The sequence below is a fragment of the Winogradskyella ursingii genome (assembly GCF_013403975.1).
In the GTDB taxonomy this organism is placed as follows: Bacteria; Bacteroidota; Bacteroidia; order Flavobacteriales; family Flavobacteriaceae; genus Winogradskyella; species Winogradskyella ursingii.
On sequence record NZ_JABFDH010000003.1, the window covers coordinates 273,041 to 296,680 of the forward strand.

The following is a 23,640-nucleotide window of genomic DNA, read 5'->3' on the forward strand; positions in this document are numbered from 1 at the left end:
AACAACTGAATACCAGTGTTTTGATAAATAATTGTTTATAGATGTTTTTATTATATATTTGATTAACTAACTAATTAATTTAAATGAATGTAACTTTTCCTTTTGAAAAACTACCAGTTAGTGAAGATTGGGTATTTAAAAATGTAAAATCTACACAACAATGGACACATGGATATCATCGATATCCTGCTAAATTTCTACCAAATTTAGTTAAGAAAATAATTGAAGACCATACGAATCCAGGAGATGTTATTGCAGATCTTTTTGCGGGTTGTGGTACAACACTTGTTGAGTCAAAAATCCATGGTAGAAAATCAGTTGGAGTCGATATTAACCCTGTTGCTCAACTAATTACAGATGTCAAAACAAGTCCAATTAGACAAGGCTTAGTAGTAGCTAAATATGAAATTATCTTAGCTGAAATTGAAAATTTCAAGCCTGAAGATTTTCATAACATTGAAAAGCATGATCGAATTGATTATTGGTTTTATCCAAATGAAAAATATCAAATTGCATTTCTTTATCAAACAATAACTGAGTTACGAACAACTAAAAAAGTCAAAAATTTCTTTTTAGTTGCTTTATCTAATATTCTAAAGAACTGTTCAAAATGGTTGCAATCTAGCACAAAACCACAAGTTGATCCAGATAAAGTACCAACGGATGTTTTTAAAACTTTTAATAGACAAGTTAAATCTATGCTCAAAAAAAACGAATTGTTTTTTAATGCATTAGAGAAGTTAGAATTTACAGATATTGAGTCAAAATTAGTGCTTGAAGATGCACGTAATACATCAATCAAGTCTGGTAGCATTAGTGCTATAATTACGTCACCACCTTATGTTACATCATATGAATATGCTGATTTACATCAATTAACAGGATACTGGTTCGATTATTTAAATAATTTGCTGGAATTCAGGAAAAATTTCATTGGTACTTTTTATTCTTATGGTGAAAGTCTAAGTTCTCATTCTAAAATTGCTCAAAGATCTATTGATGATTTAAAAGACAAACACTTAAGAACAGCAAAGGAAGTAGCAAACTATTTCAATGATATGTACGAAGTTTCAAATGAGATGTATAGAATCTTAAAAGATGGTGGTAAAACTTTCGTTGTAATAGGAAATACAACGTTCAAAAATGTAAAAATACAATCGGCAGAAATTTTTGCTGAATTACTCGTGATAAGTGGTTTTAAAATCGAAGATGTAATAAAAAGATCAATTCCAAATAAATTAATTCCGACAATTCGGGATAAAGATTCTGGTAAATTTACAACTAAAGCAAATAAAAACAGTAAAGAAATATATCCTGAGGAATATATAATAATTGCTAAAAAATAATGGAATTAGAAAAATACGGTACCAAGGTTGATGATATTCCTGTACATATTAGCTACAGAATTATTGAACTATTTTCTGCAGGTTTATATTCGAGCCCAAATAAAGCATTTGAGGAGTTAGTAAGTAATTCATATGATGCTATGGCAAGCAAAGTTGCAGTTTATATACCTCAGAACTCATTAGAGGAGGATGAAGTAATGTGGGTCTGTGATAATGGACATTCAATGAATAAGTCGGGATTAAAAGATTTATGGATGATTGGTCGTTCATCTAAAACAAATGCAGAACAAGATGAGAGACCATATATTGGTCAATTTGGAATTGGTAAACTGGCAACATACATACTTACTTATAGATTAATTTATATATGTAAAACTGCCGAAGGTTTTTATTCAGTAGAAATGGATTATAGGAATATTAAAGATGATACTGAGGAAATAAGTCTTGATGAGATTGAACTTACTGAAGAAAGTGCTAAAGAATTACTTACTCCATATTTAAAAGATGGAAGTAGAGAATTAATGCCTTTTTCCTTATTTGGGGAAGGAGCAGAGGAAAGTTGGACTTTTACAATTATGACAAGTCTAAAGCCTAAGGTTGCTGAAATAAAGGAAGGTAGACTAAAATGGATTCTATCCACAGCACTACCCTTAAATCCAAATTTCACATTATATTTCAATGGAGATAAAATAGATTCTAGTAAAACACATAAAGAACCATTAAAAGTTTGGACTTTTGGAGAAGAAGATAAAATTGTTGCTAAAAATTCTGAATATACAAGTGGTAAAGATGATTATGGCTTTTATGTTGATTTACCAAACCTCAAGGGCGTTAGAGGTCAATTAGAACTTTATGATGATTCTCTAGTCAAAGGTAAATCAGAATTATGGGGTAGAAGTAATGGTATTTTTCTATCAATAAGAAAAAGATTAATCAATATTGACGATCCATTATTAGGTATGGCCGCTATGACTCATGGTGTTTTCAACCGTTCTAGAATAATTGTGGAAGCAGATGGTTTAAATAAATTTATTACGTCTACAAGAGAATCAATTAAAGATAGTACCGCTCTTTCTGAACTTAAAAAATATATTCAAAGAAAATTTTCCGAAGCTAGAGAGTTTTATTTTAACAAATTGGATGAAGAAGAATTGCTAAATAGAGCTTCTTATAAAATTGCACATGCAGCAGGAAGCATGTCGAGAAGACCACTTCTAATTGCTGCGAAAAAGTTTTTTGCAGGTGATATTTCGAGTTTAATTCTTACAGATATTCCGGAAAAGTTAACTGTAGAAGAAAAAAATCAAATTATTCAAAGACTAGAAGAAGATTTAACAAGTGAGGAAGGAATTATAAAAGATGTAGAATGGATAGCTCTAAAACCAGAAGAACCTATCGCTAAGTTTGATTTGTTAACTGGAATAGCAAGAATAAACCTAATGCATCCATTCTTTGCAAACTTTGTAGAAGATTTAAAATCACCGCTTCCATTTCAATTGTTCGCTCTGACTGAAATCCTTACAGAAGTGGCTCTAGTCGAGCAAGGTGTCTCAGAAGTTGATATCAAAGAAATTATTTACCGAAGAGACAATATTCTAAGAGAGTTGACTTTTAGCGATAAACAAAACGCACCAGCTGTAGCAAATTTAATTAAAGCAACATTAGATGATCCTGATGGTTTAGAAGATTCTTTAACAAGATCTTTTGCAGCATTGGGCTTTGAAACTACACCTATTGGTGGTAATGGAAAACCTGATGGTTTAGCTTCAGCATATCTGGAACATAAAAATTCTGAAGAAAATTATAAAATAACATTTGATGCTAAAAGCACTAAAAAAGATAAAATAATGGCGAGTACAGCCCATATCTCTGGAGTGGATAGACATAGGGAAGATTATGGAGCTGACTATGCAGTAGTTGTTGCTATTGGATTTCAAGGAGCAGACAACGAAGATTCTGCTGTAAACAAAGAGGCTAAAAAATTAAAAGTTAACTTGATAACGGCTAGCGACTTAATAAATTTAATTTTACTTGCTGGTCCCAAGCAACTAGGATTAAAACAATTGAGACCATTATTCGAAAATTGTCATACAACTATTGAAACTTCTAAATGGATAAATGACTTAAAAGATGTGGAGGTTGATACAGGTCCCATCAAGGAAGTTTTAAATGCAACATACGATTTAATGAAGGATGATACAGAGCGACCTGATATTTCTTCCATAAGAGCAAAACTAAAATATGATTATGGTATAGAAGATATATCCAAAGAAAAAGTATCTCAAATTATCCAAACTTTAGAAATATTAGTACCAAATTACATATCAATAGAGAATAGTAATCTAGTTAGCCTTCAAAATACGCCAGAAATAATTCTCAAAGCACTAAATCAACATTCTAACGATTCAATGATTCCATTTGAATTTAGGCAAATGTATTTAGATGCTTATAATCATCAAGTAGAATCGTAGGCCTCATAAAATTTTGGTTAAACAATAGGTGAAATGAGCGTACATATTTTAGGGAGTTTATAATACATAAAGTAAAGAATTCTTTCTATAAATGGGAATTCAAAGCAATCTTAATCAGTTCAGAAGTTTCCTAAAATATAGCGAATGAGCCGTTAATTGTTTCCAAAATTATATGCAGCCTTGAATTTTTGTTTCTTTTGTTTCAAGACAAAAGACATTAGAAACTTAAAAAAAGCCAATTTGGAATTCTAAATATAACAAGTGCATAGAATTTTGTTTTTTTCAAAATTTATGCTCTTGTGGCAATCCACGAGAATCGTCTAAAATTTTTTATCACGTACATTTTGTCGTTTACGCGATTTTTAAATAGTAATCAAAAGCTAGCTTTTATGTGCGGCTGGCAAGCGTTGGATAATTGTGTTATAAATAAATTGCCATAAGCAATTTGTATTTATAAAAGCAATATGCGGTTGACAGCGGACATTTGACATAACGGCAAATTATAGGAACAATGCTTTTTTAGATCTGCGAAGCAAACCGTTTCTAGTTTAATGCCCAAGTTCTGCACATTAAAACCAATAGTACTAAAGCTTCTAGGATATTTTACATAATATCATTATAGTTGACAAATGGTACACTATCATTAAATAACCAACAATTGCATTTGTCCTATAATTTATATTATGTAAAATAACATATATCAATAACTATATTGTCATCTACTCTAACTTATCTAATATCATTTTCTGTGCATTTTCAAGCTCATAGATAAATCCATTGATCATATCACCATACGCATTGACGTACAAAAATCTTAGTGACGCAATTCTTGCTTTAAAACTTTCATCTTGCGTTAAATAATTCACACAATCGGTCTTGCATTTAAAATCTGTCATTAATTCAGTATACCAAGATTCGCTTGCTTCAATAATTTCGAGATTACTGGTCACTTTCCTGTAAATTATATTTTCTACGTCTGATATGTTTTTAAAATACAGTTTGTAAATACTACTTAAATCTATCAGCTTTTCCGATATTTCAGAATTGTTGAGCTTTGCGTTGTCTATAAGATTAACGGCATAATTTTCTAATCCCAATTCGGTGACTTCAAAAAGAATGATAGAAAAAACATTTTTAGTTCCTGTTTTAGTTGCATCATAAGATCTATCCAAGTACTTAAGATACACTTCATTTAAAGTATCAAGATCTTTCTTAAAATACTTTAACTCATTGATATCACTTTGCAACTGAACCAAAACTTTCTGTTGAATTTCATCATTGGCAGCTGCTAATTGTTTGTCATTATTCCAGTTGTTAATCCACAAGGCGATTAAAATGCCAATGACTACCAAAAGTATCTCTCCAATAGCATAGGTCACATATTTTGCTACTCTATTTCCTTCCAGTATGTTTTGTCGTGCTTTATTGAAGAATTTCATAAGTGTAAATGTCTTGTAATTTACAAATTCTATTAATGTTCTATCTCAACTATTAATACCAATTTATTTAGTAGTCCATAAAACCATTCTTTTATCAGTTGAGTAACCGTTCATCGAAATGCCTCTGGTCATTCGTCGGTTTGTCGGACTTAATTTCGTTTAAACAAATTATTTAGTTTGTAGCTCATGTATGGTTTAAATTTAATTAAGATTCCCCTCAAATCTATTAACACTTAAAACCTTTTATAATGGACGAAAATCTTGCATTATTCAATCAGATCAATAGTCTTTCTTATTGGCTATTAAAGGAAAGTCACTACAAAAGCTCAGTGACCTTAGATGCTACGGACGATAGTTACTTTATTTCTATCAAAAATAATGTTGAATCTATTTACAAGCATCACATTGAGAATTTTAGTAAAAAAGACGCGCGTTTATTAAACTTTGAACTTTCATCCATCGTTCAGCATTTGCTTAACATTAAACGTACCTTTCGAGAAAATGCGCCAATGGCGATGTAGTTTTACATTTTGATACAAAAAAAGCCCTGGACGTTAAGTACAGGGCTTTTTTTATTCTCACTCTATTTTTTTTTAGGATTCCAAACTACTATTGAGCGTGATTTCCGCCTTTAATAATTTTGAAACCGGACAAACATTCTTTGCTTTTTCTGCAATAGAATTGAATTCGTCCGATTCTATATTTGGTACTTTTCCTTTTAAATCCAAGGCTATTTTTGTGATTTCACCATCATCAAATGTAACTTTGGCGTTTGTTTCTAAATGGTCTGGTGTATAACCAGATTCGCCCAATAAAAAACTGAGTTGCATTGTATAACAACCTGCGTGTGCGGCACCAATTAATTCTTCTGGGTTCGTTCCTTTTTCATCTTCAAAACGTTTGGTAAAATCATAAGGTGTGTTGTTTAATACCTCACTTTCTGTAGTGATGTGACCTTGACCTTCTTTACCGCTTCCCTTCCACTCTGCTGTGGCTTGTCTTGTAAAATTCATATGTTTTAGTTTTTATATTATTATTTATTGTTGTTGATTAGTAATCTGTATAGCCTTCTTTTTCTGCAGAATAGAACAATTCTGGGTTTGGGTCTCTCAAATCGTCACCATCTTTAAGTTTCTCCACTAAATCTGGATTGCTAATAAACGGTCTGCCAATATATACCAAGTCATAACCATCCTTTAAAATCTGTTCTGCATCTTCTTTGGAATTCACGTCGCCTCCAGTGATTATTGGTCCGCCGAAATTCAATTTTATAGTTTGTTTTATATCGGTTTTAAAATCAGGCGCACCCATGGAACCTGTGTGGTCTACAATATGAATGTACAGAATGCCAATTTTTCTTAACTCTTGAGCCAAATAGGAATATAGTTCTACGATATCATCATAATCGTGTGCTACATCGTTCATGGCTCCGTATGGTGAAATTCTGATGCCTACTTTATTTTCTCCAATAACATGAGCCACTTTTTTGGCGGTTTCAATAACAAATCGTGCTCTGTTCTTAAAATCTCCTCCATACTCATCTGTTCTTAAATTTGATTTTGGATTTAGAAATTGATCCAATAAGTAACCATTCGCAGAGTGCAGTTCTATCCCATCGACACCTGCTCTTTCTACCAAATGCTGAGCGCTATCGGCATATTCTTGCTGTGCAGATTTAATATCGGCCAACGTCATGGCTCTTGGTGTGACATGTGGTACTTCTCCTTTTTCGTCGGTAAACATTAAACCATCTGCATGTACAGCACTTGGTGCAATAACCTCTCCTCCTTCAGGTACATTTTCGGCAGCACATATACGACCACAATGCATAAGCTGCAAAAAGAATTTTCCTCCATTACTGTGAATTTTGTTTGTAATGGTTTTCCACCCTTCAATTTGTTCTGGTGTATAAGCTCCTGGAATTCTCGGGTAGCCAATACCATTTACAGATGGTGACGTACCTTCCGAAATAATTAGACCTGCACTAGAACGTTGCGTGTAATACTCTGCCATTAGATCGTTTGGTACATTGTTAATAGCGCGAGAACGCGTCATAGGTGCCATAACAATTCTGCTGTTTAATTTTAGATCGCCAAGTTCAAAAGGCTCAAATAATGCTTTATCTGTTGAAAATATGCTCATATATTGTAGTGTTTTTATTTTTTTAATTCTTTTAAAAGTAACTCGACCTGCATTAACTCTTTAATGGTTTTCAGCTAAGTTTTGACGTAATAAAAAAACGATAGAAATATCTATCGTTTTTATTGCTTGTAAATTTTAATTATTCTTCTTTTTCATCAACATAGCCCAACGGTTGAATCTTGGGTTTCAGTTTTTTGTACAATTCTAATTGTGGTCGCGTCAATACATTTCTCATTTCCATGGTTTCGGCAATTCTCAACTTTTTAATTTCATTGAGCATTGCTTTTCCTTTATAATTAGCTCTTATTTTCTCTTCACGCTGCAAAAATTGTTCAACCTTTTTTTTAAAGAGAATATTTTGTTTGGCATCCAGCTCAATTTGCTCATCGTACTTATCCGTAATTTTGGCAGCCCTCTCCTCTATCGATTCATCGTCTGTCTGTAAAATTGGATCTTGGGCAGATAACTGCAGTGTAAATGCAAATATCAGTGTATATATTATTGTTTTCATAATTCGAATTTTTTCTGGTAAAATTCAAATTACAACTTATATCACCTTTTGTTTGACGTAAAATGTATTAATGTTAATGCAGATGATATACAATGGCATTTGTCCACAAATTAATCTTCTGGTGGGTACCCATGGATTTCTTCAAACTTCTCATCGAAATTAGCTCGCAAATAAGAGTTGAGCTTTTGTCTGTAATCGTCCTTTAGCCATTTTAAAAAGTTGCCTGTACTCCTACTGATGCATTTTGCATAAATTTCTATGCGCTGATTAATATCATCTTTTAGCAATTTAGCCAAACCAAGGGCATCATAAACATCTTCGCTATTTTCTATACAGATTTTAGCATGTTGTTCAATTGAGCGCTCCAAAACCACTTTTGAGGATTCTCCGTTAGTAACGGCATCTTTATAGGTCTGCTTGATATCAAAATATGTGTCTTCGGATTTTGAAAACTCATCTTTAATTTCGTCGGATAAGTCGTGTTTAAACTCGCCTTCAATAGCTTCATCACTTTTAATTCGGTCTGAAAACCAATTAGGAGATTTAAAAATCAACTGCCAGTCTAAATCTGCTCCCCAAGGACCAAAACGGTATAGGTTGTTTCCTAAATCGATTACCGTAAATTTAGATTTGTTGTTGAGAATACGAGAACCACGTCCAATCATCTGATAATAAAGGGTTAATGACTTTGTAGCTCTATTGAGAATAATGGTATCAATGGTTGGCTCATCAAAACCAGTAGTTAAAATACTCACCGAAGTTAAGATGGCATTTGGTGTATCATGAAACCATTTTAAAATTTGCTTACGTTGTTTTTTGGTTGCTGTATTATCCAAGTGCATAATGGGTAAACCCGCTTCACGAAAGGTGTAATACACGTTTATGGATGTATTGATCCCATTGTTGAATATTAAGGTTTTCTTACCGTCGGAATGCTTTTTATAAGCATCTAATAATTTTTGAAGCATCGCAGGACTGGAATACAAATCCTCAGAAGATTTTACCGTATAATCACCGTTAGATCCAACTTCAAGTGAAGTTAAAGCCATATCGTAAGCGTAAGTTTCGGCACGAGCCAAAAATTCGTTTTCAATCAGTGCTTCGATGGATTCTCCCGCGATCAGCTCATCGTAATTGTCCTTCATCGGTAAGTCCTTATTAGAACTTAGAGGTGTAGCTGTTACGCCCAGAATAAAGGAATTTTCAAAAAATTTGAATAGTTTGGTGAATGAATTATAATGCGCTTCATCAATGATTACCAAACCAACATCAGAAATATCTAATTTATCGTCATTTAATCTATTGTTCAAGGTTTCAACCATTGCCACAAAACAGGAATAATCCGCTTGGTCGTCCAAATTAGCTTTACTGTTTACGACCTTATTGGTGACTCCAAAGCTTGTCAACATTTTTGAAGTTTGATTACAAAGCTCAATTCTATGAGTCATAATCAGAACTTTCTTGTCATGGTTTTTAAGGTATTGGCGTACCATTTCAGAAAAAATGACCGTTTTACCTCCACCAGTTGGTAGTTGATATAGCAGATGATGATCATCTGGTGCATTATCAAATTTTTCAAAGATTTGCTGAATGGCACCTTGTTGGTACGTATATAATTCTTTATCGGTTTTTTTCTCTTGAATTGCTTGATTTGTTTCGGACATAAAATAAAGTTCCTGTAGTTTTATAACATTTGTAATGAAGTTGCAAATTTACAACACTTTAAGGCATAAAAAAAGCATCGGTAATTATCGATGCTTCTAGCTTATGATTAATAGATGCTAATTAATTACAGTACCATCTGCTCTAAATTCAACATCCATATTTTTCCCTTTTTGTTTAAACTCCACATCATAGAACAATCCTTTAGCCGCACTATCAACCTTTTCAATTTCTGTAATGTCTTCACTGCCATAATTATCTTTGATGGCTTGTCTAATCGCCTTCGGAAGGTCCTTCTTATCTATACTCGTCTCTGTCTCTACCCATGTTCCATCTGCGTTAAAATCTGCTCTGTATTTAATCCCGTCTATTTTAAAATTCGCTTCATAAAATCCATTATCGTCTTTATGCCAATCCGGATCATTCTCACCTGGATATTTAGCTTGAAATGTTTTTTTTACGGCATCAGGTGCTTGTCCTTTGACTGCGGTATTACAACCGAATAAAACAAATATTATAATAATGCTGATATATTTCATAATTCTTTTTTAGATGATACATCAAATATAGCTTGACTCATGTGATCTATTGTGCTGATATGCTAGTAAAAATAGTGCATTCAACACATGATCCAAAAACTTTATCTCAACGTATTTGAATTTGATTTACGATACAATATGGAGGATCACAATTACGTTACTAACAAGTTAAATTTTTTGAAAAGCCCATGATGAAGCACCTTTTATTCTTTTTAATTTTTATGTGTTCTGGCACAATCGCATTTGCTCAAGTCGATACTGAAATTAAAGTAATTAAAATTAAAAACCCTCATACTTTACACAAAAACATCATGGTAAAGGAAGTCGAAATTCCACTTGTCGCAAAAAACAAACCGATAGAAATTACCGATATTAAATCAGAATATTGGGACCACACACAATTTAATCCATACCGAGGATCTAAGGTAGAATTTCCGATACAACTCAAATTCTACGATAGTCTCTATTCCTCTCCTATACCAAGGAAAAAAGTTATAACGTCCCGTTATGGATGGCGCAAAGGCAAAGCGCACCAAGGTATAGATATAGACCTAGTCACGGGCGATAGCGTGGTGAGTATGCTCGATGGTATTGTAAGGTTTGCACGTTACAGTTCTGGACATGGCAATACTGTTATTGTGAGACATTATAACAGTTTGGAAACTGCTTATGCACATCTTTCAAAATATGCGGTCAAAGAAAATGACACCATCAAGAAAGGGCAATTATTGGGTTATGGAGGTGCGACTGGCAATGCCAGAGGAAGCCATTTGCATTTGGTCGTAAGCTACAAAGGTGAATACATTCATCCCGAATATATTTTTGATTTTTCTGAAAACAATACCATTCGAGGACAAAATGTTTGGCTCACCAAAAAGTGGACACGCGCCAATTATCACAATTCTAAACAATTAAGCGATTTGAACTTACTGCAATCCGAAGAAGACGCTTTGGCGAGTTTGGCAGACTTACAGCAAATCTATATTGTTAAGCCTGGAGATACCCTATCACGTATTTCTAAACGTAACCGCATACCTATTGAGGCCATTTGCTCTGCTAATGCCATAGATAGAAACGCTACCTTGAAAATTGGTCAACAATTAGTATTAGAACTGTAACTTTTTTTAGCTTTTAAGCTATAAATTTCTGTAATTTGCCAGCTGAAAGATGATTATATTTTGAAAGTCTGTATTGCCGAAAAACCAAGTGTAGCTAGAGAAATTGCGTCTGTTTTGGGTGCTTCCACAAAACGCGATGGGTATTTTGAAGGTAATGGTTATGCGGTTACCTACACTTTTGGTCATCTCTGTACCTTATACGAACCTGCAGATTATAAACCATACTGGAAAAGTTGGGATTTGAATAATCTACCCATGTTGCCCGAAAAATTTAAGGTTAAGGTATCTGATAATGATGGTATTAAAAAACAGTTTAAGATTGTTAAGTCATTGTTCGATAAGGCTGAAGTGGTTATAAATTGTGGTGATGCTGGTCAAGAAGGTGAATTAATTCAACGTTGGGTCATCAATAAAGCCAATTACAAAGGTGAAGTTCAGCGTTTATGGATTTCGTCTTTAACCACAGAAGCCATAAAAGAAGGTTTCAATAATCTTAAACCTTCTAAAAATTACGACAATCTTTTTTATGCAGGTTTTTCAAGATCTATTGGAGATTGGCTTTTGGGCATCAACGCAACACGACTATATACTGTAAAACATGGCGGTTACAAGCAAGTGTTATCAGTCGGGCGAGTGCAAACTCCTACATTGGCAATGCTGGTTAACCGGTTTAAAGACATTGAAAATTTTAAACCGCAGCCCTATTGGGAACTTCAGACCATGTATAGAGACACGTTGTTTAGTTATGAGGAAGGGCGATTTTACAAGATGGAAGATGGAGAAGTTTTGGCTAACAAAGTAAAGGATGATGATTTTGAAATTGTGTCTGTGACGAAAAAGAAAGGTACTGAGTATGCACCAAAACTTTTTGACTTAACAGGATTACAAGTCTATTGCAATAAGAAATTTGGATTTTCTGCTGATGACACGCTCAAAATAGCGCAGAAACTCTATGAGAAAAAAGCTGTAACCTATCCAAGGGTGGACACCACGTTTTTACCCAATGACGTATACCCTAAAGTAAAGCGAATTTTACAACAACTTACTGATTATAAAAACCTTACAGCACCTTTATTAGATAAAAAGATTAAGAAGTCTTCAAAGGTATTTAATGATAAAAAAGTTACGGATCACCACGCCATTATTCCCACAGGAATCCAAACTAATTTACAGTACAACGAACAGCAGGTTTACGATATCATAGTTAAAAGGTTTATCGCAGTTTTTTATGACGATTGTAAAGTATCTAATACAACTGTGATTGGTAAAGCTGCCGAAGTCAATTTTAAGACCACCGGAAAAGAGATTTTATCCAAAGGATGGCGAGTGGTATTCGATACTTCGACTGAGCTCGACAACCAAAAAGATAAAATGCTCCCAACATTTACTAAAGGTGAAAAAGGACCACACCAACCTTCATTTTTAGAAAAACAGACCAAACCGCCCAATCAATTTACGGAAGCTTCCCTCCTACGTGCCATGGAAACTGCCGGAAAACAAGTTGAAGATGATGAATTGCGCGACCTAATGAAAGAAAACGGTATTGGCAGACCATCTACTCGTGCAAATATTATAGAAACACTGTTTAGACGGAAATATATTAAGCGGAACAAAAAACAAATTATTCCAACTATTACCGGAATTCAGTTAATAGACACAATTCAAAATGAATTATTGAAATCCGCCGAACTAACAGGTACTTGGGAAAAGCAACTAAAAGATATCGAAAAAGGCGATATCAGCGCTGCAGCTTTTATTAAAGGTATGAAACGCATGGTTGACGCTTTAGTTTACGAAGTGCGTAGTGAAAAAGTTGAAACTCGGATTTCGGCCGTTAATAACAAACCTGCTCAATCGTCAAAAAAGAAGAAGAAATCAAATTTAAAACAACTTGTTGGGAGCTCTTGCCCTAAGTGTAAGTCTGGAGAATTGATAAAAGGAAAATCAGCCTACGGCTGTAATTTATATGGCAAAACCTGCGATTTTACCTTGCCATTTAAATTTGCTGATAAAAGTATTTCAGAAAATCAATATTTGAGATTGTTATCCAAAGGCTCCACAGTTAATCTAAAAGGCTTTAAAGTAAACGAAAATACAGTTGAAGGACTTTTACGTTTTGATGAAAATTTCAAAATAAAATTAGAACCAAAACAAGACAAAAAGCAAAATCTCAAAGTAGGTGCTCCTTGTCCGAAATGTAAAACCGGAAGTATATTAAAAGGTAAAACTGCTTTTGGATGCAGTAATTATAAATCTGGGTGTGATTTTAGAAAGCGCTTCTAATTTGAAGATATATTTTATAAAGTCATTAAAAGAAAAAGCACAAGAATGATCTTGTGCTTTATAAATTTCTATATCTGGTTATGAATTACATACCTGGCAATACAACAGTATCAACCACATGGATAACACCATTAGACTGATTGACATCTGCAATTGTTACGGTCGATTTATTTCCTTTACCGTCCATTAAAACAACAGACTTACCATCTAGCACTGCATGTAATTGGTCTCCGTTAACTGTCTTAAAAGAAGCTTTACCGTTTCCTTTTTTAATCGCATTAACAACATCAGTTGCACTGAATTTTCCCGCAATAACGTGATAAGTCAATACAGATTGTAATTGATTTTTATTTTCTGGCTTCAATAAAGAAGACACAGTTCCTTCTGGGAGTTTATCAAAAGCAGCATTTGTTGGTGCAAATACAGTAAAAGGACCGTCACCCTGTAGCGTCTCTACAAGATCTGCAGCTTTAACAGCAGCAACCAAAGTTGTATGATCATTAGAATTTACCGCATTAGACACTATATCCTTTGAAGGATACATTTCTGCACCACCAACCATTTTAGTGTCTTGCATTTTGCTCATTTTGTCTTTCTTCTTCATTTTATCTTTCATTTCTGTTTCTTGGGCCATAGCCGTCGCACTAAAAAGCATTGCAAATGATAGAATTAAGCCTGTTAATAAATTTTTAGTTTTCATAGTTAATTTGTTTTTGGATTAAAATTAGTTAATGTGTTCTATACCATATTTACGTGTAGACCCAAGGTGCGGTTTTATGATCGACGTCCTTTGTGATAACTTTATGATTTTGATTTCATCGATGTCTTGACATTTATGAACGAAATAGGCACAAAAAAACCACCATTTTTTATAAAATAGTGGTTTGTAAGTTATATAAGACTAAAATTAAGCGCGCTTTACTTTTACGGCATTCATACCACGCTGCCCTTTTTCGAGTTCGAAAGTCACTTTATCATTCTCCATAATTTCATCTATAATACCACTAACGTGCGTAAAATGCTTTTCGTTAGTTTCTGTATCAATAATAAAACCAAAACCTTTTGAACTATCGTAGAAAGATACCTTTCCATTTCGGACAGGATCAAATTCTTCGTCACTTTCTTCTTTTGGTGGCACACCAAGCACAATATTTTTGGCCTTTACCTTTACCTTCATAGAAGGATCTGGTGGAGTATCCGTTAAATTACCGTTGTGATCAACATAGGCAATCGGAATGCCATCTGAGCCATTTTCTTCTTTTTCGAGTTTACGCGCTTCCATTTTCTTGCGCTTGTCTTCTCTCTTTTTTAATCTCTTTTTTTCTTTTTCACTTTTACTAAAAGTCTGTTGCGATTTACCCATTCGATGTTTTAAATATTAATAATAAGGTGGTTTATGAGTATACTACAGTGCGGGAAAGATGTTGCTTTAAGTAACAAGTGCACCATATTAAAAAACCTGAAAATAACTTAAGAATAAGGTTACTAGTGTGGTGTATCTTCAATAAACGTAATGCAAAGATACAATTTCTATACCATATTATGAATTTTGCTTAAGTATAAATAGAAAAAGGCCTCTCAAAACAAATTGAAAGACCTTTTTAACTTAAAGAATTTTATGATAAATCCTATTTTGGATCCAATAGCTGCTCAATACGCTCAATTGCATCTCTGTAATGGTATTTTGTCTCTGTATTGACATTAGACCTTGCGGCACTACTTAACGTGCTCTTAAGCTCATTTAACTCACCTCTTACTAATGATCTCACATCAGATTGGTTAACGTTGAAATATTGTCTTGTACGTTGTGGATTTAAATCTTCTGTCATTAAATAAGCCATACGATCTAAATAGGCACGTTGAAGGTTTCGTCTAAAAACAGAAACGTTAGTACGGTTCCTGGCTTCTTTCCATATGCCTGAACGTAAATTTTTCAACATTTCCAATGCTGAATAGTTTTGAGGATCCATAGCTTGGTGGTCTATCAATCGTCCCAAAAGTTCAAAATCTAAAAGGCTATTAAGATGTCTTGACTGTAAACCTCTTATTCTATCCGTATAGCCAGCATAGTTGATGTTTTTCAGAATTTCTTCATCAAGCAACCACTCTGGTGTTTCAAATGCATTTTTGTGCAACCATTGCATCGCATCTTTTTGATACTCTGCCGCAACCGGATTGTAAACTGTCCCTTCCTGGGATGGATTTTTACTATCTTCCACTACTCCACCAACATGTGTAGTCACATGGCCAACATAACGACTCCAAACACCAAGCATTTCGCCATATAATTCTTCTAAATCTTCATAATTATCGGTTTGGTCGCTTGTCCAGCTTGGTAAATTCTCAGCAACTATTTTTAGATTTTTAAGTCCGTAAGTACTTGCTTTGATACTGTTGTTTCCAATATCCTCCGTTTGCGCTGTTGGATCAAAACGACTACTTTGTTTACCGAATTTGTAAATAGGGTCACCAGCTTTTTCCATAATCCAGTTGTTAAGAATTTCTTTCTCCTGTTCTGGAGAATCTACTCCTGGAATATATCTGTAACCGTAATTAATTGCATAATCATCATACGGCCCTAATTGTCTTACAAAACGAATATTGGTATCACCTGGTTGTGCAATGTAGTTGTACCTAGCATAGTCCATAATTGTCGCTGCAATTCCGTTTTTCTGCGTAAATGCACCATCTCTGTAATTTTCTACATCGTAAGCATAACTTGCGCTCATGTTATGTGGTAGACCCAAAGTATGACCAACCTCATGTGCGATAACCATTTTCATCATTTCACCTATTTCGGCCTCTGGTGTATTCAAGGTTCTTGCTAAAGGATTCGCAGCACCTGTCTCTAACAAATATCTATTTCGGTAAGAGCGTAAGTGATTATGGTACCAAATGATATCACTTTCAATAATTTCTCCACTTCGTGGGTCTGATACACTTGGACCTGTAGCATTTCTGGTAGTACTTGCTACATAGCGCACTACAGAATATCTAATATCCTCAGGACTGAATTCTGGATCCTCTTCTTTTGTTGGTGGATCTTTGGCAATAATCGCATTTTTAAAACCAGCCGCTTCAAACGCTTTTTGCCACAGCTCAATACCTTCTTTCATATATGATCTAAACTTTTGAGGTGTTGCTGGATCTAAATAGTAAACGATAGGTTTTACAGGCTCAACGAGCTCACCTCTTTTATAAGCTTCGATGTCTTTTGGAACTAACTTCCAACGTCTTAAATAAGTTTTTTCATCAGATTTTAATTCATTACTTCCATAATCAATTTTACTTAAAGTGAACCAACCAACTCTTTCATCGAATAAACGTGGTTGCATTGGTTCCTTAGGCAATAAAATCATGGATTGATTCATTTGCACGCTAATGGTTTCATCTCCAGTGTCAACTGGTGGATTTGTAGCATTGTATGTAAAATCCTGAACCACTTCAATATTTTCCGGGAAACTTTTTACCGAGTTTATAAAACTTCTATCGTTATCTAAATTTCTTACTTTATAAGCTTGACGTAATCTAGATCCCAAACCACTTATGGCTTTAACGTCAGAACCATAAAATTTAGACACATCGATAACCACAGCCGACGAATCCTTTGAAAAAGCTTCGATATCAAAAGCAAAAAGTGTCGGTTCATAATTATTGGCCTTTACTGAAACATTAATCGGTAAACTATCTGCAGCTACGGCACTTGATGTTTTTTCCTTAATCAGGATTTTATCTTTAAAACGTTCCCAATTAATCATCCTAGTGTTGGTTTTTGTACCAGCATTAACATAGCCACCACCCAAATTTGATGGTAATTTGGCAAAACGACTTACCAAAAGCATATCTGTATTGAGATGCTCCATTGGGATTTCAAAATAATATTTGTCGCCAATTGTGTGTACATCAAAAAGACCTTCGTCTGTAATAGCCTCTTTTGTAATAACTTTATCGTAATCTTTAATTTTACCTTGATTTTTCTTAGAAGAAGCTGAATTAGACTGTTGTGCGGTTGCATCTTTGTTATCTTTCTTCTTGGATTGTGCATCGATTGATGCACAGGAAACTACTACGAGCGAGCAGAGTGCTAGAGTAAATAATTTTTTCATGTGAAATTTTTGGTTTTAATTGAAAGTTCCGCTAAAGATAATTAATACAATTTGAGTTTTGAATAATTTCTTAAAAGCTGTTAAAATATCATGTTATTACTGATACGAAGTGTACTTTTGCACAAAATTTAAGAGATGTTAAAATTTTTACCATTATTTAGAATTATTGCACTATTGGAAGGTGTTTCATATATATTGTTATTGTTAATTGCAACACCTGTAAAGTATTTTTTGAACGACCCTCAATACGTTAAAATATTAGGTATGCCTCATGGTATTTTATTTATTGCCTATATTCTCTTTGCAGTACTGTTAAGTCCAGAATTAAAATGGAACAATAGAACACTGTTTATTGTCATTGTGGCATCCATAATTCCGTTTGGAACGTTCTATGTAGACAAAAAATACCTAAGGAAAAATTAATGATTGACATTAAACATTTTATATACGATTACTTAGTCGAAAAAGGCATATCCCAATCTACGGCAGAGTATCTAAATATGCTTATTTTATTATTTGCATTATTATTATTCGCTTTTTCGATTGATTACGTAACAAAGCGTATTCTTTGGCGTTTTTCTGCTGGTGTTGCAAAACGTACCAAAACCAATTTTGATGATATTTTACTAGACAACAAACTACCTAGAAATATTGCACATATAATTCCTCTTATCATTTTAATCGAGTTTGTCCCACAGGTATTTTCTGATTTTGCATATGTTGAAAATATTATAGAAAAGACACTTAAGGTAATTGGTATCATTCTCACATTGAGCATTATTCGCAGTATGCTCAAATCTATAAAAGATTATTTAAAAACGTTACCGCAATACAGAGACAAGCCTATAGACAGTTACATCCAGGTATTTATGATTTTTGCATGGCTTATTGGCGCTTTTGCAGGAGTCGCAATTTTTACCGGGATATCCTTTTTTAAGTTTGCAACAACATTGGGTGCTGCTTCGGCTATCATCATTTTAATTTTTAAGGATACCATTTTGGGTTTTGTAGCTAGTATACAGGTATCCATTAATGATATGGTTCGCATTGGTGACTGGATTACATTCGAAAAATATGGTGCAGATGGTGACGTTGTTGAAATTAATTTGGCCACAGTTAAGGTACAAAACTTTGACATGACGATTACCACAATTCCAACTTATGCGCTCATTTCCGATTCATTTAAAAATTGGCGTGGCATGTTGGCCTCTGGAGGAAGACGTATTAAGAGATCCGTTATTGTAAAGGTTTCGACCATACGTTTTTTAACCCAAGACGATATAGAACAACTTAAAAAGATACAGTTGATTTCTGATTACCTAACCAATACTACAGAGAAAATAGATACTTATAACAAAGAACATGGTGCCGACAAATCTGTTTTGATCAATGGTATAAACATGACCAATTTTGGTGTGTTTCGAAAATATTTGCAAACTTATATTGAGCATCATTCTGCCATTAATAAAGACATGTTGTTGATGGTACGTCAATTAGAGCCTACACCACAAGGTATACCTATGGAGATTTATGCGTTTAGTAAAGATCAACGTTGGGAAAACTATGAATATGTAATCGGTGATATTTTTGACCACGTTTTAGCTGCAGTTTCGTATTTTGACTTAGAAATTTATGAGCTAGCCTTGGGACAAAAACAATCTTAACTGTGCTTTTAATTTTTAATAATTAGGACCACAATCGAGTGCTTAATTAATGATCGGCGTTTCAAGCTAAGCTATAATATATATTACTACAGTCTATCCTTAACGAACTCAACCACCGTTTTTCCATGAGGTGTTGGTTTACCATCTTGGCCTAAATTGACCATGATTATATTATCTACCGTTAAAATGGTTTCTCTCGTCATTTTATTCCGGACTTCACATTTCATAGTGATGGAGGATTTTCCAAATTTGGTCACCTCAATACCAATTTCAACAATATCACCTTGCTTGGCAGATGCCATAAAATTGATCTCGGACATGTACTTAGTTACAATTTTAGAATTTTCAAGTTGAATAATGGTATACAAAGCCGCTTCTTCATCTATCCAAGCCAATAACTGACCGCCAAATAATGTACCGTTGGGATTTAAATCTTCTGGTTTTACCCATTTTCTAGTGTGGAATCTCATTCTCTTAGGTTTTAATGTTGGCTTTAAGAATTTGTTTAGTTTCAGTTTTGTTCAAAGATAATATAATGTTTTACTACCAATAATTGTGAGACGCACACTTTCGTCATACTTTTTGTTAATAACAGCGTTAACAACATATTGCGGATGGCTTTTCATTGGGTTGCATTATGTTTACATTTAATTCCAATATCAATTCTTAATCCTCAATGATGACTACACGAACTGAGAATTTACTCGCTAATAGACCTACAATTTCTTCCGCTAAAATTTACGACACGATGAGTGCTGATGAAAGGTTTCAGAATAAAACGCTTAGACCAATTGTTAAGATGCAGCATGATTTACTTATTGCTGTATTCAATAACTATATTGCGAAACACAAAAATGTGTTTTCGGAATTGTCATTACAGAAACAACTGGACTATATTGATAATGCCATCCATAAAGACATGAAATTCAGAAATTCGGTCAAGGGAATGGTTATTGGTCAGTTTACGGTTGAAGAATACGCCATCTATATTCAAAATTCTTCTGCACTTAACAAGCGTATGATGAACATTGTGAAAGAGCGATACATTAATAGCATACAGCTTTTTACCCAGTCTGAAGTTTTACAAGCGGTATAATAGATTTTTTATGAAATTGAAATCACAATTGTTGGAAATTTGTCAGCAACACGCAGATAAACGCATTAGAGGCTATAAGAATGAAATTGAGCTAATAAAAGAATCGATTGAAAGTAATGACAAGGTTAGCAGTGAGGAAGATGAATCTGGTAATTCTAAGTTATTGGACGACCTCGAGAAAAACATGAATTACCTTAATGAAGCTCAAAAAACGAGGGAACAATTACAATTAATTAGACCAAATTTATTTTCAGATTCTGCAGTATTGGGTAGCGTTGTAAAAACTGAAACAAGAGTGTTTTTTATCGCCATAAGTATTGGAAAGATCGAATTGGAAGGCAATGATTATTACATTATTTCTTTAGCATCACCAATTGGCCAACTCTTAAAACAAAAGAAAAAAGGGGATGGTTTTGAGTTTAATGGGGAGCATTATATAATTACTGAGGTTTTATAACCAATTATAGTAACGATTCGCCATTGAGATTGGAAGTGAGCACGTCTGTCATATAATCCAAATAAGGTCTGGCATTTTTAAAAGCTTCGTTGACTTTTATTAAAAAATCATTTTCTAATACTTCATTATCAGTGTAATCTTTAGTGAAAATAAATTGCTTTTTGCGTATGAGGTCTATAGCAGAATGTTCTTTGTCAAAACCTTTGGGTGCTGTTTTTAGTTCGTCTCCAACAAAATTTCCCCAAGTAGACTTAAACATTTCGTTATTAAGAATTTCTCTTATTTCACTATCGTCCATTTCAAACTCTTTTCTAATGCGCAATAGATCATCCTTATTGGGCTGCCAAAAACCAATGGCTATAAAAGATTCGTTATTGGGTTGTAACTGCAAATAATAGCCACCTCTCAATTCAGGCTTTTTTCTGATGAATGATCCTCCAAAATGGGTTTTATACGGTTGTTTATTCTTTGAAAAACGGACGTCTCTATAAATTCTGAATATCTTAACCTTTTCAATTTGATCGTGGTTGTTCATTAACCCACCTAAATAGTTGTATGCGGCTTTGACGTCTTTTTCAATTGTTTTGAACTCTGGTTTATGTGCGTTAAACCAGTCTCTATCGTTATTTTCTTTTAGCTGGTTAAGAAAATTGAATGTTTCTTTTTGTATACTCTGATTCATATAGATACTTTTTATAAAAGTAAAAAAGCCATCTGTAAAAGATGACTTTTTATTATACAATCTATGAAGCTGTTGCAATTACATTTTATCTGCTCTAAAATGCTCTACTACTAAAATACCGTCTTTATTATAATATTCGACTGTAAACATCCCATCTTCAAAATACCCTATACCATTAAAGTCATCTGTAGTGAGTAAGTATACATCAGAATTATTTGAAAATCTCAAAGAACCGTATGGGTCGCTGGTTTTTGCATTTATTATTTTGTAACCTGAATTAGTTCTTTCAAAATTATATCCTGCACCTTCCTTATAAAAACTTACATTGGATTCTTCATCATATAACGGATCGTTATCGTTATCAATGTAAATCACCTTAGATACTTTTGTATCCGGGAATACACGCGGAGCATCAATTGTGCCTGCATAACTTGGATCGGTTTCAACGGTTTGTTCTTGTGTTGTACGCACCATTATTTTCTTTTCTACCATTTTGCCATCTTCCATGACTTTGATAATTCTAGTAGTGGTTTCTACTATTTTATCTTTTGGTTTTTCAACTTTTACTGTGTCCTGAGCTTGCACACCAATAAAGGCTATTAGTGCTAAGCTTAATATTTTAAATTTCATAATTTCTAAATTTTAATGTTAATAATTAATTGATCCAGTCTATAAACTCAGCTAATTATCATCAACGGCGTCACTAATATCATCAGCCGTATCTTCAACTGCATCGCCAACGTCATCTACTGCATCTTCTATTTTGTCTTCAGTTGATTTCTCTTCTCTACAACTTGTAGTCAGAATACTTAAACTGAAAAACAGTAAAAACAAATATGCAAATTTTCTCATTTTTCAAATATTTAGTTCATACGATTTTTTAAAAAAAAACTTAAGCTTTCCTTCCTCTCAAAAGAGATACTATAAAAAGTACTAAGAATACAAAGAATAAGATTTTAGCAATTCCAGCAGAAGCTCCTGCTATGCCGCCAAATCCTAAGATTCCGGCAATAATTGCAATGACTATAAATATAATTGTCCAACGTAACATAATTTTTGATTTTTTAATTAGTAATAAGGTGTACTGTCCATCAGTAGCCTATACTCAAATATCGGAATGTTAAGATGAAAAACTTAGCTCTAACACATCTTGTATTGACTCATATTGTTTAGAGCTAAGGTTGGAATTTAACAAGTTATTAGTCAGTATTCTTATTGTCAGATTCGGTTCTATCTATATTCAGCTTATTATCGAACTGAAGTGTTCTAATTGGGAATGGGATATTAATATCTTCTGCATCATAAGCCTTTTTAATTGCCATAATCGCTTTGTTCCTGGCTCTGTGAACGTCTATTTTTGCGGTACCATCAATCCAAAATCTACAAATGTAGTTAATAGAGCTACCACCAAATTCTGTAAAATAAAATTCTACATCTTTGTCGGGACCATCTCCTTTGAACGTATTTGAGATCGTATCTATAGTAAGTTTTTCAACTTTTTCTAAATCTGACTCATAACCTACACCACATTCTATAGTAATTCTCATTGTCTCAGTTAATGAGTAATTTTTTAATGGACTATCTAATATAGTTTTATTAGGAATGAGAACAATATTATTGTCTGCTTCCTGAAGTTCAAAATTTCTCAGGTTAATTTCGGTGACTCGTCCTGCAAAGTCATTAGTTTCTACCCAATGTCCTATTTTAATATTTTCTCTAAATGACAGAACAAGACCGGCAAATGTATTGGCTAATGTGCCTTGAAGCGCCAAACCAATAGCCAAACCAACCACACCAGCACCTGCCAGTAATGACGTTAATGCTTTCCCCAGGTTAAGAATACCTAGAGCAATAAATAATCCAAGCGCAACCACAAGTACTGCTGTAACCTTAGATATTGCACTTTTAATAGACTCTTGCTTTACTTTATTGCCTAAAATTCTATACATCAACTTACTTACATAACGCGATATATAATAAGCGATAACCATAACCAATATGGCTACGACTAGATTTGGTATATTTTCTATAATAGCATTAAACCATCCTTTGAGTTTATCAATTAGGTTGTCCAGTGCGGTGTTAAATTGTTCTTTCATAATTTTATTAGTTAGTTTTAATTCT

The 23,640-nt window shown here is 33.7% G+C and carries 24 protein-coding genes; 9 read left to right on the top strand and 15 right to left on the bottom strand.

Going from position 1 to position 23,640, the window contains the following annotated elements:
* Positions 1-83: 83 nt before the first annotated feature.
* Positions 84-1,346, top strand: coding sequence for a DNA methyltransferase (locus tag HM983_RS08580; protein ID WP_179345006.1), 1,263 nt, complete (start codon positions 84-86; stop codon positions 1,344-1,346).
* Complete coding sequence (locus HM983_RS08585) at positions 1,346-3,817, top strand: ATP-binding protein (protein WP_179345007.1); 2,472 nt, start codon at positions 1,346-1,348, stop codon at positions 3,815-3,817. The genes HM983_RS08580 and HM983_RS08585 overlap by 1 nt, the downstream gene beginning before the upstream one ends.
* A gap of 719 nt (positions 3,818-4,536) precedes the next feature.
* On the opposite strand, the gene HM983_RS08590 is transcribed toward HM983_RS08585, so the two are convergent.
* Positions 4,537-5,256: a hypothetical protein gene (locus tag HM983_RS08590; protein WP_179345008.1), complete on the bottom strand. Its 720-nt coding sequence runs from the start codon at positions 5,254-5,256 to the stop codon at positions 4,537-4,539.
* A gap of 248 nt (positions 5,257-5,504) precedes the next feature.
* Here HM983_RS08590 and HM983_RS08595 point away from each other — a divergent pair, with 248 nt between their 5' ends.
* Complete coding sequence (locus tag HM983_RS08595; RefSeq protein ID WP_179345009.1) at positions 5,505-5,777, top strand: hypothetical protein; 273 nt, start codon at positions 5,505-5,507, stop codon at positions 5,775-5,777.
* 72 nt (positions 5,778-5,849) lie between these two features.
* Here HM983_RS08595 and HM983_RS08600 read toward each other — a convergent pair whose 3' ends face one another.
* The 5 genes from HM983_RS08600 to HM983_RS08620 all read right to left on the bottom strand — a co-directional run bounded on the left by HM983_RS08600 (position 5,850) and on the right by HM983_RS08620 (position 10,110).
* Positions 5,850-6,269, bottom strand: coding sequence for an OsmC family protein (locus HM983_RS08600; protein ID WP_179345010.1), 420 nt, complete (start codon positions 6,267-6,269; stop codon positions 5,850-5,852).
* A gap of 37 nt (positions 6,270-6,306) precedes the next feature.
* Entirely contained in the window at positions 6,307-7,398 is a 1,092-nt protein-coding gene (locus tag HM983_RS08605) for an alkene reductase (RefSeq protein WP_179345011.1), read from the bottom strand.
* Between the two features lie 139 nt (positions 7,399-7,537).
* On the bottom strand, positions 7,538-7,909 hold the full coding sequence (locus HM983_RS08610; RefSeq protein ID WP_179345012.1) for a hypothetical protein: 372 nt from the start codon (positions 7,907-7,909) through the stop codon (positions 7,538-7,540).
* A gap of 110 nt (positions 7,910-8,019) precedes the next feature.
* On the bottom strand, positions 8,020-9,573 hold the full coding sequence (locus HM983_RS08615; RefSeq protein WP_179345013.1) for a DEAD/DEAH box helicase: 1,554 nt from the start codon (positions 9,571-9,573) through the stop codon (positions 8,020-8,022).
* Between the two features lie 117 nt (positions 9,574-9,690).
* Positions 9,691-10,110, bottom strand: a complete 420-nt coding sequence (locus HM983_RS08620) for a PepSY-like domain-containing protein (protein WP_179345014.1) — start codon at positions 10,108-10,110, stop codon at positions 9,691-9,693.
* Between the two features lie 188 nt (positions 10,111-10,298).
* Here HM983_RS08620 and HM983_RS08625 point away from each other — a divergent pair, with 188 nt between their 5' ends.
* Positions 10,299-11,228 carry a M23 family metallopeptidase gene (locus tag HM983_RS08625; protein ID WP_246277489.1) on the top strand — a complete coding sequence of 310 codons (930 nt, stop codon included), beginning with the start codon at positions 10,299-10,301 and terminating at the stop codon, positions 11,226-11,228.
* Between the two features lie 60 nt (positions 11,229-11,288).
* Positions 11,289-13,511, top strand: a complete 2,223-nt coding sequence (locus HM983_RS08630; protein WP_179345015.1) for a type IA DNA topoisomerase — start codon at positions 11,289-11,291, stop codon at positions 13,509-13,511.
* Between the two features lie 85 nt (positions 13,512-13,596).
* Here the strand turns inward: HM983_RS08630 and HM983_RS08635 are convergent, their stop codons facing one another.
* From HM983_RS08635 to HM983_RS08645, 3 genes are all read right to left on the bottom strand, one after another.
* Positions 13,597-14,211: a fasciclin domain-containing protein gene (locus HM983_RS08635; protein WP_179345016.1), complete on the bottom strand. Its 615-nt coding sequence runs from the start codon at positions 14,209-14,211 to the stop codon at positions 13,597-13,599.
* Between the two features lie 207 nt (positions 14,212-14,418).
* Complete coding sequence (locus HM983_RS08640) at positions 14,419-14,874, bottom strand: cold-shock protein (RefSeq protein WP_179345017.1); 456 nt, start codon at positions 14,872-14,874, stop codon at positions 14,419-14,421.
* A 265-nt stretch (positions 14,875-15,139) separates the two neighbouring features.
* On the bottom strand, positions 15,140-17,617 hold the full coding sequence (locus HM983_RS08645) for a zinc-dependent metalloprotease (protein ID WP_179345018.1): 2,478 nt from the start codon (positions 17,615-17,617) through the stop codon (positions 15,140-15,142).
* Positions 17,618-17,752: 135 nt separating this feature from the next.
* Here HM983_RS08645 and HM983_RS08650 point away from each other — a divergent pair, with 135 nt between their 5' ends.
* A complete protein-coding gene (locus tag HM983_RS08650; RefSeq protein WP_179345019.1) occupies positions 17,753-18,040 on the top strand; it encodes a DUF3817 domain-containing protein in 288 nt (95 codons plus the stop codon).
* Positions 18,040-19,281, top strand: coding sequence for a mechanosensitive ion channel family protein (locus HM983_RS08655; protein WP_179345020.1), 1,242 nt, complete (start codon positions 18,040-18,042; stop codon positions 19,279-19,281). The genes HM983_RS08650 and HM983_RS08655 overlap by 1 nt, the downstream gene beginning before the upstream one ends.
* 86 nt (positions 19,282-19,367) lie before the next feature.
* On the opposite strand, the gene HM983_RS08660 is transcribed toward HM983_RS08655, so the two are convergent.
* A complete protein-coding gene (locus HM983_RS08660) occupies positions 19,368-19,751 on the bottom strand; it encodes an acyl-CoA thioesterase (protein ID WP_179345021.1) in 384 nt (127 codons plus the stop codon).
* 209 nt (positions 19,752-19,960) lie between these two features.
* Here HM983_RS08660 and HM983_RS08665 point away from each other — a divergent pair, with 209 nt between their 5' ends.
* Both HM983_RS08665 and HM983_RS08670 read left to right on the top strand, forming a co-directional pair.
* On the top strand, positions 19,961-20,377 hold the full coding sequence (locus tag HM983_RS08665) for a glyoxalase (protein WP_179345344.1): 417 nt from the start codon (positions 19,961-19,963) through the stop codon (positions 20,375-20,377).
* A gap of 10 nt (positions 20,378-20,387) precedes the next feature.
* Positions 20,388-20,834, top strand: coding sequence for a hypothetical protein (locus HM983_RS08670; RefSeq protein WP_179345022.1), 447 nt, complete (start codon positions 20,388-20,390; stop codon positions 20,832-20,834).
* Between the two features lie 4 nt (positions 20,835-20,838).
* On the opposite strand, the gene HM983_RS08675 is transcribed toward HM983_RS08670, so the two are convergent.
* The 5 genes from HM983_RS08675 to HM983_RS08695 form a co-directional block, all read right to left on the bottom strand.
* Positions 20,839-21,516: a DUF2461 domain-containing protein gene (locus HM983_RS08675; RefSeq protein WP_179345023.1), complete on the bottom strand. Its 678-nt coding sequence runs from the start codon at positions 21,514-21,516 to the stop codon at positions 20,839-20,841.
* A 78-nt stretch (positions 21,517-21,594) separates the two neighbouring features.
* Positions 21,595-22,146: a hypothetical protein gene (locus HM983_RS08680; RefSeq protein WP_179345024.1), complete on the bottom strand. Its 552-nt coding sequence runs from the start codon at positions 22,144-22,146 to the stop codon at positions 21,595-21,597.
* A gap of 51 nt (positions 22,147-22,197) precedes the next feature.
* Complete coding sequence (locus HM983_RS08685; protein WP_179345025.1) at positions 22,198-22,368, bottom strand: hypothetical protein; 171 nt, start codon at positions 22,366-22,368, stop codon at positions 22,198-22,200.
* Positions 22,369-22,408: 40 nt separating this feature from the next.
* Positions 22,409-22,567, bottom strand: coding sequence for a DUF1328 domain-containing protein (locus HM983_RS08690; RefSeq protein ID WP_179345026.1), 159 nt, complete (start codon positions 22,565-22,567; stop codon positions 22,409-22,411).
* Between the two features lie 148 nt (positions 22,568-22,715).
* Positions 22,716-23,615: a mechanosensitive ion channel family protein gene (locus HM983_RS08695; RefSeq protein WP_179345027.1), complete on the bottom strand. Its 900-nt coding sequence runs from the start codon at positions 23,613-23,615 to the stop codon at positions 22,716-22,718.
* Positions 23,616-23,640 lie beyond the last annotated feature (25 nt).